Here is a 12,329-nt window from a genome sequence, read left to right on the forward strand (position 1 = left end):
GATGATGGCGTTTCGTGGGCAGGCTTGCCACGGTAACAGGACAGGATGGCGACGGACGATGAGGACGAGGATGACATCCCCGGCCTGCCCCCCAACACCCCCTTCTACATGACTCCCGAGGGCCATCGGGCCATGCGCGATGAGTTGCACGCGCTGTGGAGCGTGGAGCGCCCCAAGGTGGTGGAGATCGTGTCCTGGGCGGCGGGCCTGGGCGACCGCAGCGAGAATGCCGACTACCAGTACGGCAAGAAGCGCCTGCGCGAGATCGACCGCCGCGTGCGCTTCATCCGCAAGCGCCTCGACCGCGCCGAGGTGGTGGACCCGGCCGCCCAGACCCGACGCGACCAGGTCTTCTTCGGCGCCACCGTCACCTACGTGCACGAGGATGACCGCGAGGTGACCGTGACCATCGTCGGCGCGGAGGAGGCCGATGCGGGGCAGGGGCGCATCTCCTGGCTCTCGCCCGTCGCGCGGTCGCTGCTGGGCAAGCGCGTGGGCGACGTGGTCCGGCTGCGCAAGCCGGGCGGGGCGGAAGAGGTCGAGGTGCTGCGGATTGCCTATCCATGAGAACGGTGATCCTGCTCGGCACGGCGCAGACCTTCGCCTGGGCCGGGTCCTACTACGTGCCGGCGCTGCTGGCCGCGCCGATGGCGCGGGAACTCGGCATCGCGCCGTCGCGCGTCTTCCTGGCCTTTTCTGTGGCGCTGCTGCTGACGGCCTTCCTGGGCCCCAGCGTCGGCCGCGCGATCGACCGGCATGGCGGGCGCGGTGTGCTGTCCTTCGGCAATGCGTCGCTCGCCCTAGGCCTCGCGCTGATGGCGACGGCACAGGGCGAGGCGATGCTCTTCCTCGCCTGGGCGGTGATGGGAATCGGCATGGCGGCAGGGCTCTACGACGCCGCCTTCGCCACGCTCGCGCGGCTCCTGGGCAAGGAGGCGCGTGGCGCCATCACCGGCATCACGCTGATCGCCGGTTTCGCCTCGACGCTGGGCTGGCCGCTTTCCGCCGCGATGGAAGGGGAATTCGGCTGGCGCGGGGCGCTTTGGGGCTGGGCCGCGATCCAGATCTTCCTCTGCATTCCGCTGAATCTTCTCCTGCCACGCCCGCCCCCCGTGCCGGCAGCTGTCGCCAGCCCGGCCGCACCGCCCCCGGATGCTCGCCGGGCCGGGCTGCGCGCCGCCATATTGGTGTCCGTCGCCATTGCGGTGGGCGGGTTCGGCGCCTCGGCGCTGGGGGCGCACCTGCCGGGACTCCTGCTGGCGGCCGGCGCGACTCCGACCGCCGCCATCGCCGCCGCCGCGCTGCTCGGCCCCGCGCAGGTGGGGGCGCGGCTGCTGGAATTCGGCCTGTTGCGGCGGCTGCATCCACTGCTCTCCGCGCGGATGGCGATGCTGATGCACCCGGCCGGCGCGGCGGCGCTGATGACGGTGGGGGCACCGGCCGCGCCGGTCTTCGCCGTGCTGCATGGCGGCGGCAACGGCATCATGACCATCGCGCGCGGCACGCTGCCGCTGGCCCTGTTTGGCGCAGCCGGATACGGCGCGCGCCAGGGGCTGATCATTGCCCCGGCGCGGTTCCTCGGCGCGCTGGCCCCGGCGCTGTTTGGTTTCGTTGTGGAAGGCTGGGGCGTGCAGGCGCTGTGGCTGACGACAGCCTTGTCGCTGATCGGCTTCGCGGCGCTGATGCTGCTGTCGGTGGAGCGGGAGCGGGGCTAGCTGCCCCGCGCGGCCAGAATCTCCAGCAGCGCCGCGTTGAACTGCTCCGCCGCTTCATAGGCCACCCAGTGCCCAGCCTCGGGGAAGACGTATTCCATCAGCCCGGGGTCGATGCCGCGCAGCACGTCGAGGCGCGCGCGCACCCCGGGCCAGGCCACGGCGTCGCGCTCGCCCCAGATCCCGGCCAGCGGGGCGTGGACGCGCAGCAGGGCGCTCTTCAGCGAATCACCCGGCGCGTAGCCGCGCGAGCGCAGCCTTGCGTGGACCGTGTTGTGCTCCTGGATGTCCAGGGCGGTGTCGTCGATCCGCGCGCGGTCGAAGATCATCAGCCGGGCGAGGTTCTCGCGATTCGCCTCACGCCGCGCCGCGCCTTCCTTGTCGCGCACCTTCAGGAGGTCGAGCGGCGGCCGCGGCAGGCCGAGCGAGGCGGCGCCCACCACGGTGAGCGAGCGCACATGCGCCCCCTCCGCGGCGGCGAGGTGCCCGGCCACGTTGGCTCCGAAGGAGAAGCCGCAGAGGTGGTAGAAGCGACGCTCGCCCAGGATCAGGCGAAGCCCGTCGCGAAGCGGCTGCGCGGCGTTGTCCGGGCTGGGCTCCGGCCCCGGCGGCATGGCGCTCTCGCCCAGGCCCGGCGTGTCGGGGGCGAGCACGCGGTAGTGGCGCGACAGCGGGCCGATATTGCGCAGCCAGTGCATCCAGGAGCCGGAGCCGCCATGCAGCAGCACCAGCGGCGTGCCTGTGCCCCAGCTTCGCCAGACCGCCTCGCCCGACCCGCAGGGGGTGCGGATCACCTCGGCCGTGGAGGAAAGCGCTTCGATTTCAGGATTCATGGTTTCCGCTTCGCTTCCACACGCGCGATCCAGCTCGTGGCCGCGAAGATGACCAGCCCGCCCACCAGGGTGGAGCGTTCCGGCACCTCCGAGAAGACGAGGTAGCCGAGCAGAGTGGCCCAGATCAGGTCCAGGAACCGCACCGGCTGCGCGGTGCTGATGTCGGCCAGCTTGAAGGCCGTGGTGAGCAGGAAATGCCCGAGCGTGCCGAGCATCCCGCAGAGGATGACGATGCCCCATTGCGTCGCGTTCGGCCATTCCCAATCCCAGGCGGCGAAGGGGAAGGTGAACAGCGCCACGGTGATGGACTGCCAGGCCACGATCACCTCCGGCGCGTCGCGTCGCGTCAGCGCCTTGGTGATGAGAAAGGAGGCGGCGAAGAGCGGCGAGGAGCAGAGCATGATCACGGAGAACCCGCCCCCCGCGCCGGTCAGGTTCGGCCCCACCACCACCAGCACCCCGGCAAAGCCGAGGAGAGCGGCAGCCCAGCGCTGCCAAATCATGCGTTCGCCCAGGAAGGTCACGGCGCCCAGCATGATGAAGAGCGGCGTGGTGAAGCCGATCGCCGTCATCTCGGCGAAGGGGATGTGGGGCAGGGCGGTGAACCAGAAGAACAGGCCCGAGGCATGCACCGCCCCGCGCCACATCTGCCCCGCGATCCCGTTCGGCCTGTAGGCCGCGAGGCCGGCACGCCAAATCCAGGGCAGAAGGGGCAGAAGACCGGCGGCGTAGCGGAGGAACTGCACCTCGAAGGGCGGCAGGACCTGGGCAAGGGCGCGAAGCTGGGAGTTCAGCAGCGCGAAGCACAGTCCCGCCCCGGCGGCGAAGAGCATTCCGGCGAGGTTGGGGTTCATCGGCGCGGGCAGCTTCGCAGGCATGGACCGGTTGCGGAAGCCCCGCCCGGCCCTACACTCACGCCATGCCCGACACGAACCTTTCCTTCGACCCCAGCCGGATGAAGTTCGGCATCGGCCAGCCCGTACCGCGCCAGGAGGATCCGAAGCTCCTGCGCGGGCAGGGGCGCTACACGGATGACCTCGCCCTGCCGGGGCAGGCCTATGCCTTCGTCGTGCGCTCGCCCTACGCGCACGGCGTCCTGCGCGACGTGGACGTCTCCGCGGCGCGGGAGGCGCCGGGCGTGCTGGCGGTGATTACCGCCACCGACCTCGAATCCTACGGCGAGATGGTCTGCGCCATGCCCCTGGGAGGGCTGAAGACGACGCGCCGCCCTGCCCTGGCCAAGGACAAGGTGCGCTGGGTGGGCGACCCGGTGGCCGTGGTGGTGGCGGAGACGCGCGCCCAGGCCAAGGACGCCGCCGAGTTCGTCATGCTGGACGTGGAGCCGCTGGACTCCGTCACCGAGGCGTCTAAGGCCGCGGACGCGCCCGCGCTGTACGACGACATTCCCGGCAATTGCGTGTTGGATTTCTCCTACGGTGACCGCGCGGCGCTGGACTCCGCCTTTGCCGGGGCGAAGCACGTGGAGCGGCTGTCGCTGCGCAACAACCGCGTGGTCGTGGCCTCCATGGAGCCGCGCTCGGCCATCGGCGAGTATGCCGACGGGCGCTTCACCCTGCATGTGGGCTGCCAGGGCGTGTTCGGGCTGCGGAACCAGCTGGCGGACGACATCCTGAAACTGCCCCGCGACCAAGTGCGGGTGCTGACGGGCAATGTCGGCGGCTCCTTCGGCATGAAGGCGAATGCCTATCCGGAATACCTGCCGCTGCTGCACGCCTCCAAGCTGCTCGGGCGCCCGGTGAAATGGACCGACGAGCGCTCGGGCGCTTTCCTTTCCGACCAGCACGGCCGCGACCACGAGGTCGAGGCGGAACTGGCCTTCGACGCGGAAGGGAAGATGCTGGCGGTGCGGCTGACGGCCTTCGCCAATATGGGCGCCTATCTCTCGACCGTTGCGCCGCTGATGGGCACGGGCAATTTCGTCAAGAACGTGCAGAGCAACTACGCCATCCCGCAGATCGGCGTCTTCACGCGCTGCATGCTCACCAACACCACCCCGGTCAGCGCCTATCGCGGCGCGGGGCGGCCCGAGGGCAACTACTTCATGGAGCGGCTGATCGAGGCCGCCGCCCCGCGCCTCGGCATCCCGGCCAATGAGATCCGGCGGCGGAACCACATCACGCAATTCCCCTACAAGGCGGCCAGCGGCTCCACCTACGATTCGGGCGAGTTCTCGGCCGTGCTGGACAAGGCACTGGAGGCGGCGGACGTGGCGGGCTTCCCCGCCCGCCGGGCGGAAAGCGAGTCGCGCGGCATGAAGCGCGGCCTCGGCATCGGCAACTTCCTGGAATGCACCGCCCCGCCGGCCAAGGAACAGGGCGGGCTGCGCTTCGAGGAGGACGGCACGGTGACCATCATCACCGGGACGCTGGACTACGGGCAGGGCCACTGGACGCCCTTCGCCCAGGTGCTGCACGCGAAGCTCGGCGTGCCCTTCGAGAGCATCCGGCTGATGCAGGGCGATTCGGACCTGCTGGTGGCGGGCGGCGGCACGGGCGGCTCCAAGTCGCTCATGGCGAGCGGCGCGGCGATCCTGGAGGCGAGCGACCTCGTGATCGAGAAGGGGCGCGCGGCCGCGGCGCATGTGCTGGAGGCAGCGCCGGTGGATATCGAGTTCACCGATGGCCGCTTCAGCATCGCCGGGACGGATCGCGGCATCGGGGTGATGGAACTAGCGGCGCGGCTGCGGGAAACCCCGTCACTGCCCGCCGAGGTGCCCTCCAACCTCGACGTCACCCATGTCTTCGACCAGGCGCCGATGGCCTACCCCAACGGGTGCCATGTCTGCGAGGTCGAGGTGGACCCCGATACCGGGGTGGCGAAGGTGGTGCGCTACACGGCCGTCAACGATTTCGGCGTCATCGTGAACCCGTTGATGGTCGCGGGCCAGGCGCATGGCGGCATCGCCCAGGGACTTGGCCAGGCGCTGCTGGAGCGGGTGGCCTATACGGAGGATGGCCAGCCCATCACCGGCACCTTCATGGATTACGGCCTGCCGCGCGCCGATGACCTTCCCGCCATCGAAACCCTGTCCCATGGCGTGCCCTGCGAGACCAACCCGCTTGGCGCCAAGGGCTGCGGCGAGGCGGGCTGCGCCGGCAGCCTGCCAGCGGTGATGAACGCGCTGTGCGACGCGCTGGGCGTGACGCATATCGACATGCCCGCGACGCCCGAGGCGGTGTGGCGCGCCCTGCACGCGGCGGGGTGACGGACGCGGCGTTCTGGCCACCCTAGCGGCCCGAAAGGGCCGAGCGCCCGACTGGGCGCCGCCGCAAGTGCGGCGAAGCCAAGGGACGCGGACGCGTCCCGCCCGGCGACTGAGGGGCACGAAGGCGACGCCTTCGTGCGGCCTAAATCAGTGTAGGGCGTAGCTGCGGAGGTGCCGGTGCTCGCGCTCGGCAACCAAGCCGAGGGCGAGGTGGTCCACCGCCTCCATGGCTTGGCGGGCCTTCTGATAATGGGTGCTTTCCGGCGCCGTTTCGCGCAGGACCTGGGTGCAGAGGCCGCGGAAATCCTCGGCAGCCTCCAGCACCTCGCGCACGGTTTCGGGCTTCAGCTTGCGGCGACGTGGGGACCTGGTCATGCCCCTTTTCTAGCCCAGACGCGCGAACAAACCAAGAATGCGACGGTGGGAGGGTGGTGGGGGGCCATCGCCTCTCAGCCCAGGTATTCCTTCATTTCTTCGCTATATTGGGCCTCGCGGGTCCAGCGCGCCATGGCGCCTTTTTCCGGCATTCCGGGCACGGCGTGGCCGTGGCGCAACGCCGTCAGAGCGGCAAAAATCGCCTGTGCCGCAGCCTGGGACGGGGCATGGCCGATCAGCGCCACCCGCACCCCCCGGCTGGCCAGGTAGTCGCGGTCCCGGATCTCCTCCGTCAGCGTGCCAAGGATGAGGGGCAGGGTCGCCGCCTCGGCGGCCGCGTCCAGCTCCTCCCGGGTGGTGACGCCGGTCAGGAAGATCGCGTCGGCGCCGGAACGGTTGTAGGCGGCGATGCGGCGCAGGCAGTCCTCGCGCCCCGTCACCGACATGGCGCCCGTGCGCGCGAAGACGCAGGTCGCCTTGTCCATCCGGGCGGCGAGCGCGGCGCGGACCTTGCCCACCCCTTCTTCGACGGAAAGCAGCCGCGGCTTGGGGGCGCCATAGGGGCGGGGCAGATCCGTATCCTCGATGGAGAAGCCGGCGATGCCCGACGCCTCCAGCTCCTCGGTCGTGCGGGCGGCATTCATCGCGTTGCCGTAGCCATGGTCGGCATCGGCCAGCACCGGCAGGCGCGTTGCGGCGCGGCAGATGCGGCGCGCCTGTTCCGCGAACTCGCTCAGCGTGATCAGGATGTGGTCCGGCGCGCCGAGAATGGCGAGGCTGGCGGTGGAGCCGGCGAACATGCCCAGCTCGTAGCCGATCTCCTCGGCGATGCGGGTGGAGAGCGGGTCGTGGACCGAGGCGGGATGGAGGCAGGATGCGCCCGAGAGGACGGCGCGCAGGGCCTCGCGGCGTTGCGTATGGGTCATGGTGGCAGTGTTGCCGCCCCAGCCTCCCACGCCTAGCCTCCCGGCCGACCAGTCGAGGAGAGGGACGCATTCGATGGTGAGCGAGACGCAAGGCGAATACCTGTGCCTGCATGAATTCGTGAAGGCGGCGAAGCGCAAGCTAAACGGCAATATCTGGGACTATCTGGTCGGTGCCACCGAGACCGAGACGACGCTGAAGCGCAACCGCCTCGCCATCGACTCCGTCGCCCTGCGCCCGCGCGTGCTGAACAATGTTGAGAAGGTGGACACCTCGGTCGAGTTCCTGGGCCACCGCATCGCCCTGCCGGTGATCCTGGCGCCGGTGGGCTCGCTGGAAAGCTTCCACCCCGAGGGCGGCGCAGCCGTCGCGCGCGGCGCGGGCGAGTTCGGCGTGCCCTACATGCTCTCCTCCGTCAGCCAGCCGGGGCTGGAGGAGACGGCGCAGGCGGGGAAGGGACCCAAGATCTTCCAGCTCTACGTGCGCGGCGACCGCGCCTGGAGCGATGCGATCGCGGAGCGCGCCATCGCCGCCGGCTACGACGCCTTCTGCATCACGGTGGACACAGCGCATTACAGCCGGCGCGAGCGCGACATCGCCAAGCGCTTCGTGAAGACCTGGCGCGCCGCGAATACCGGCATGGAATGGCAGGCCGCGCTCTCCTGGGCCGACATCGCGCACTTCAAGGCGAAGCATAAGATCCCGCTGATCCTGAAGGGGATTGGCACGGCGGAGGACGCGCTGATCGCCCTCGATCACGGGGTGGAGTTCGTCTACGTCTCCAACCATGGCGGGCGGCAGCTGGATGGCGGGCGCGGCTCGCTGGACGTGGTGCCGGAGGTGGTCGAGGCCCTGTCCGGCCGCGCTAAGGTGATCGTGGACGGCTCCTTCTCGCGCGGGACCGACCTCGTGAAGGCACTGGCCCTGGGAGCTGACTATGTCGGGCTGGGCCGCCTCTACCTCTACGGCCTCGCCGCCGAGGGCTCGGCGGGGGTGCATCGCGTGCTGGAGTTGCTGCAGGACGAGACGATCCGTGCCCTGGGCCTGACCGGGGTGACGGAGTTCGCCGGCCTGCAGCGCGGCCACATCCACATGAACGCGCCGATGGTGACGCTGCCGCATGTGCACAGCGCCTTCCCGCTGATCGGCGAGGGCTACTGAAGGCGTTCCCCGCGAGGCAGCGGCTGCCGGTCTCGTGGGGAAGCATCGGCTGAAACTCGGGCCCGCCTCCGGATACCGCCGGAGGCGCCCCGAATTGCGCCCCAATCCTGCCCTTCCGGCGCCGCGACCTCGCCCTTGTCGCGGCGTTACCATGTCGTGAGGATTTACCCATGGTCCGGAGGAACCGACGCATGGTCCGCAAGATCATCCTGATGCCGCTGGCCGCGCTGGCCCTTTCGGGCTGCGTCGTCAACGAGGGCGTGGGGTATTACAGCCCGGGCTACAGCCCCGGCTATTACGCCGCTCCAGCCGCCAGCTACTACGCGCCACCGGCCTATTATGCCCCGGCCCCCCGTTACTACGCGGCGCCCGCGCCCCGCTACTATCCAGCCCCGCGCTATTATTCGGCGCCGCGTTACTATGACGGGCCGCGCCACTGGGACCGCGGGTCCCCGCCCGTGGTCACGGTGCCAAACAGGAATTACGGGCGCGACTACAGCCGCGGTCCCAGCTACAGCAATCGCGGATACTCGCGGCTGGAGCAGGGGGCAGTGAACATGCTGCCGCGCTGACGGGGCACCGTCTTAAGCTGGCCGCGGTTCCGTGACCGGCCGGGGCGGCAGCTTCCACAGCAGGAACAGCATCACCAGCAAGGCCGGCACTGCGGCAAAGGTGGTGAGCAGGAAGAAATTCGGCCAGCCGAGCCATTCGGCCAGCTGGCCGGACCATCCGCCAAGCACGCGCAGCGGCACCCCCGCCAGCGAGGACAGCAGCGCGTATTGCGTGGCCGAGAAGGAGCGGTTGGTCAGGCTCGTCAGGTAAGCGACGAAGGCTGCGTCGGCGAGGCCGTCGGTGAAGTTCTCCACCCCCACCTGGGCATAGAGCATCCCCATGTCGCGGCCCGCATGGGCAAGCGCGACATACATCAGGTTGGAAAGCATCTGCGCCAGCCCGGTGATCACCAGCGCCCTTCCGGTGCCGATGCGCCGGACGAACCAGCCCCCCGCCACCACCCCGGCCAGTGTCGCGACCAAGCCGAAGACGCTGCCCACCGCCGCCACCTCGCCGCGTGTGAAGCCGAGTTCGCGGTAGAAGGGCGCGGTCATGATGCCGGCCAGCGCCTCCCCCAGCTTGAACAGCGCGACGAAGAGCAGGATGGCGAACCACCAGCGCCGGTTCATGAAGTCGAGGAAGGGGTTCACCACCGCGACCTGGATGCGCCGCCCCCAGGACATGAGTTCGCGCGGCGGCGCGGCAGGCTCGGGCGCCAGCAGCACGGCGATGAAGCCGATTCCGACCAGGGCGGCGCAATAGGCGAAGGCCCCGGCCCAGCCGACAAAGGCGACCAGCGCCAGCGCACCCGCATTGGCCGCCAGCAGCGCGAAGCGATAGCCCCAGACATAGCAGGCGAAGCCGTAGCCCTGCTCCTCCTCCTCTAGGATCTCGATGCGGTAGGCATCCACCACAATGTCCTGCGAGGCGGAGAGGAAGGCGACCAGCACCGCCACGGCCGCCGTGACAGCGGGGGCGGAGGCGGGATCGGTAAAGCCCAGGGCGAGGATGGCCAGCATCAGCGGCGGCTGGATCGAGGCCATCCAGCCGCGACGCCGCCCCAGCCGCGCCAGCAGGGGCGGCGTCGCGTGGTCCAGCACCGGCGCCCAGAGGAATTTCAGCGAGTAGGACAGGCCGATCAGTGCGGTGAAGCCGATCGCCGCCAGCGACACCCCGGATTCGGAGAACCACTGCCGCAGCACGAAGCCGGTGAGCGGCAGCGGCACCCCTGCGGCAAAGCCCAGGGCGAGCATGACGAGGAAGCGGCGGTCGCGAAGCAGCATGCCGCATGGCTACCAGCGCCCGCGCCCGGGGGCTACACGCCCCCCATGGATGTCACCCGCTTCTTCCTGATCCGTCACGCCCTGGTGGAGCCCTCGGCCCGCGCCATCCTCTACGGCTCCATGGACGTGGCGTTGTGCGACGCCGCCCTACGCGAGGAGGCGGCGCTGTATCGCTGGCTGGCGGCGCGCCTGCCCCAGCCGGCGCGCTGGGTCACCTCGCCCCTGTCGCGCACCCGCGCCACCGCCGCCGCCATCTTCGCTGCCGGCTACCCGGAGCAGGTCCTCGACACGGAGGAGGATTTGCAGGAGCAGCATCTGGGCGAATGGCAGGGCATCACGCACGAGGCGCTGGTCGAGCGGCTTCGCCATCCGGCCCATCCTTTCTGGCCGCATGGCGCGGAGGAGCGCCCGCCCGGCGGCGAAAGCTTGGACGACGTGCGCGTCCGCGTCGGCCACGTGCTGGAAGGCCTGTCACAGACCTGCCGTGGCGGCGACGTGGTGATCGTCGCGCATGGAGGCTCCATCCGCGGCGCGCTGGCCCATGCGCTGGGTCTGTCCGCGCATCAGGTGCTCTCCTTCTCCATCCGCAACCTCGGCCTGACGCGGTTGGAGCGGCACGGGACGGATTGGCGTGTCGTCGCAGTGAATGAGGAGCCCTGGACCCCGGCCTGAGCGGCGTCTAGAAATATGACGTAATAGGGGCTTGGGGGAGATCATTGATGCGGCGATGGATGATTCTGGCTGGAGCGGCGCTCCTGGCCGCGTGTAGCGCGACACCTCAGGGGACGGAGCCGCAGGTGCTCGTGGACCGCTCGGCCCTGACGGTGCAGGAAATCCTGGGCGACGGGAATGATCGCCTTGATGCCGCGTCCCTGCTGCGCCGCGCGCGCGGGGCGTTGATCTGCCCGCGCTCCTTCCGGGTTGCGTTCTTCGCGGGGGGCGAAGGCGGCGGCTGCGTGCTGCTGGGTCGAGATGCCGCCGGGTCCTGGTCCTCGCCGGCCTTCTATGGGGTCGGGGCGGGCTCGATCGGCTTCCAGGCGGGCATCCAGGACAGCCAGACCCTGCTCCTGCTGATGAATGAGCGTGCGCTGAGCGCCATCATCGACGGGCAGTTCAAGTTCGGCGCCGACGCCTCGCTGGCCGTCGCGCATGTCGGTGGCTCGGTGGAAGCAGCGACCACCGCGGCGCTGGGCGCCGACATCCTGTCCTTCTCCCGCTCGCGCGGCCTCTTCGCCGGACTCGCGCTGGAAGGCGCGGTGGTGAATGCCCAGCCCGCCTGGAACGCGGCCTATTACGGGCGCGAGGTGACGCCGCGCGACATCGTGGTGAACATGGTCGCGCACAACCCGGCGGCGGACCCGCTGCGGGCGGCGCTGCTGCGCTTCGGCCAGGGGGCCGGCGCTCGTGCCACGCTCACTCCGGCCCCGATGCCCGAGGCGGCGCCAGGGCCGCAGCCCATCGTGCCCATGGGCGCGGTTCCCGCAGCGCCGACCCGGCGCGGCCCGGTCACGGGCGGGAGCGGCGTATCGCGCGCCCCCCTGGCCCCGGTCAGGTGAGGCGCCTCCTTTCGCTTCTTCTTCTCGTCCTCCTTGCTCTCCCGGCGCGTGCCCAGGGGCGCGAGGAGGCACAGATCCTCGTGGACCAGGCGGCGATGGTGCTGCCGGAACTCGTGGGTGACCTCGACCCGGCATCGCGGGACCAGCTTTCCCTGCTGCTTCGCGATTCGCGCGGTGTGCTGATCTGCCCGCACATCCTGCGTGCGGGCTTCCTGCTCGGCGGGCGGGGCGGCGGCTGCGTGCTGCTGGGGCGCGAGCCCTGGGGCTGGTCCGCACCCGCCTTCTATGGCCTCGGTGGAATCGGCTTCGGCCTTCAGATCGGCATCCAGGACATGGCGCTGATGATGCTGGTCCGCACGGAGCGCGCGCTGCGGGCGCTGATGGAGGAATCCTTCACCCTGGGCGGCGACCTCGGCATTTCGGTGGCCGGGTTCGGCGCCACGCTCCAGGGCGCGACCACGGCCGCGCTCGGGGCGGACCTTGTCTCGCTGGCGCGGGCGCGCGGCCTCTTCGTCGGGGCCTCGCTGGAGGGAGCGCTGCTCTCGGCGCGGCCCGGCTGGCTCGCGGAGTATTATGGCGAGGCGCTGACGCCGCGGCAGGTCGTGCTGGAAGGGCTGGGCCGCAATCCCGGCGCGGACCGGCTGCGCACCCTCCTAGGCCGCATCACCGCACCCGCGCGGTAGACACCCGGCTGGCCCGCGGGGCGC

Annotated in this window: 13 protein-coding genes; 8 read left to right on the top strand and 5 right to left on the bottom strand. The window is 70.4% G+C overall.

The genetic code is table 11. The features are described 5' to 3' along the window. Positions 1-45: 45 nt before the first annotated feature. Together greB and JTJ31_RS18810 are read left to right on the top strand one after the other, a co-directional pair. On the top strand, positions 46-567 hold the full coding sequence (gene greB / locus JTJ31_RS18805; RefSeq protein WP_207540272.1) for a transcription elongation factor GreB: 522 nt from the start codon (positions 46-48) through the stop codon (positions 565-567). Continuing rightward, positions 564-1,715 carry an MFS transporter gene (locus JTJ31_RS18810; protein ID WP_207540273.1) on the top strand — a complete coding sequence of 384 codons (1,152 nt, stop codon included), beginning with the start codon at positions 564-566 and terminating at the stop codon, positions 1,713-1,715. Before greB ends, JTJ31_RS18810 begins: the two co-directional genes overlap by 4 nt. Here the strand turns inward: JTJ31_RS18810 and JTJ31_RS18815 are convergent. Together JTJ31_RS18815 and JTJ31_RS18820 are read right to left on the bottom strand one after the other, a co-directional pair. Continuing rightward, positions 1,712-2,545 carry an alpha/beta fold hydrolase gene (locus JTJ31_RS18815; RefSeq protein ID WP_207540274.1) on the bottom strand — a complete coding sequence of 278 codons (834 nt, stop codon included), beginning with the start codon at positions 2,543-2,545 and terminating at the stop codon, positions 1,712-1,714. The two genes, JTJ31_RS18810 and JTJ31_RS18815, sit on opposite strands and share 4 nt — an antisense overlap. Then, complete coding sequence (locus JTJ31_RS18820) at positions 2,542-3,423, bottom strand: DMT family transporter (RefSeq protein ID WP_207540275.1); 882 nt, start codon at positions 3,421-3,423, stop codon at positions 2,542-2,544. Before JTJ31_RS18820 ends, JTJ31_RS18815 begins: the two co-directional genes overlap by 4 nt. A 41-nt stretch (positions 3,424-3,464) precedes the next feature. Between JTJ31_RS18820 and JTJ31_RS18825 the strand changes: the two genes are divergently transcribed. After that, positions 3,465-5,771, top strand: a complete 2,307-nt coding sequence (locus JTJ31_RS18825; RefSeq protein WP_207540276.1) for a xanthine dehydrogenase family protein molybdopterin-binding subunit — start codon at positions 3,465-3,467, stop codon at positions 5,769-5,771. Positions 5,772-5,918: 147 nt separating this feature from the next. Here the strand turns inward: JTJ31_RS18825 and JTJ31_RS18830 are convergent, their stop codons facing one another. Both JTJ31_RS18830 and JTJ31_RS18835 read right to left on the bottom strand, forming a co-directional pair. Beyond that, positions 5,919-6,146 carry a hypothetical protein gene (locus JTJ31_RS18830; RefSeq protein ID WP_207540277.1) on the bottom strand — a complete coding sequence of 76 codons (228 nt, stop codon included), beginning with the start codon at positions 6,144-6,146 and terminating at the stop codon, positions 5,919-5,921. A 74-nt stretch (positions 6,147-6,220) separates the two neighbouring features. Beyond that, the gene (locus JTJ31_RS18835) at positions 6,221-7,072 is read right to left on the bottom strand and encodes an isocitrate lyase/PEP mutase family protein (protein WP_207540278.1); all 852 of its coding nucleotides are present in this window, start codon (positions 7,070-7,072) and stop codon (positions 6,221-6,223) included. A gap of 76 nt (positions 7,073-7,148) precedes the next feature. Here JTJ31_RS18835 and JTJ31_RS18840 point away from each other — a divergent pair, with 76 nt between their 5' ends. Next, positions 7,149-8,231, top strand: coding sequence for an alpha-hydroxy acid oxidase (locus JTJ31_RS18840; protein WP_207540279.1), 1,083 nt, complete (start codon positions 7,149-7,151; stop codon positions 8,229-8,231). 191 nt (positions 8,232-8,422) lie between these two features. After that, complete coding sequence (locus JTJ31_RS18845; RefSeq protein ID WP_207540280.1) at positions 8,423-8,803, top strand: hypothetical protein; 381 nt, start codon at positions 8,423-8,425, stop codon at positions 8,801-8,803. 12 nt (positions 8,804-8,815) lie between these two features. On the opposite strand, the gene JTJ31_RS18850 is transcribed toward JTJ31_RS18845, so the two are convergent. After that, a complete protein-coding gene (locus JTJ31_RS18850) occupies positions 8,816-10,066 on the bottom strand; it encodes an AmpG family muropeptide MFS transporter (protein ID WP_207540281.1) in 1,251 nt (416 codons plus the stop codon). A gap of 45 nt (positions 10,067-10,111) precedes the next feature. Between JTJ31_RS18850 and JTJ31_RS18855 the strand changes: the two genes are divergently transcribed. Genes JTJ31_RS18855 through JTJ31_RS25065 form a run of 3 tightly spaced genes read left to right on the top strand, consistent with a single transcriptional unit; the run spans position 10,112 to position 12,305 of the window. After that, positions 10,112-10,738 (top strand): histidine phosphatase family protein, encoded by a 627-nt coding sequence (locus JTJ31_RS18855; RefSeq protein WP_207540282.1) that lies wholly within the window; start codon positions 10,112-10,114, stop codon positions 10,736-10,738. Positions 10,739-10,785: 47 nt separating this feature from the next. Beyond that, positions 10,786-11,622: a lipid-binding SYLF domain-containing protein gene (locus JTJ31_RS18860; protein ID WP_207540283.1), complete on the top strand. Its 837-nt coding sequence runs from the start codon at positions 10,786-10,788 to the stop codon at positions 11,620-11,622. After that, a complete protein-coding gene (locus tag JTJ31_RS25065; protein ID WP_207540284.1) occupies positions 11,619-12,305 on the top strand; it encodes a lipid-binding SYLF domain-containing protein in 687 nt (228 codons plus the stop codon). The genes JTJ31_RS18860 and JTJ31_RS25065 overlap by 4 nt, the downstream gene beginning before the upstream one ends. Positions 12,306-12,329: the final 24 nt, after the last annotated feature.

Source organism: Sabulicella rubraurantiaca, assembly GCF_017355885.1.
Taxonomy (GTDB): Bacteria; Pseudomonadota; Alphaproteobacteria; order Acetobacterales; family Acetobacteraceae; genus Roseococcus; species Roseococcus rubraurantiacus.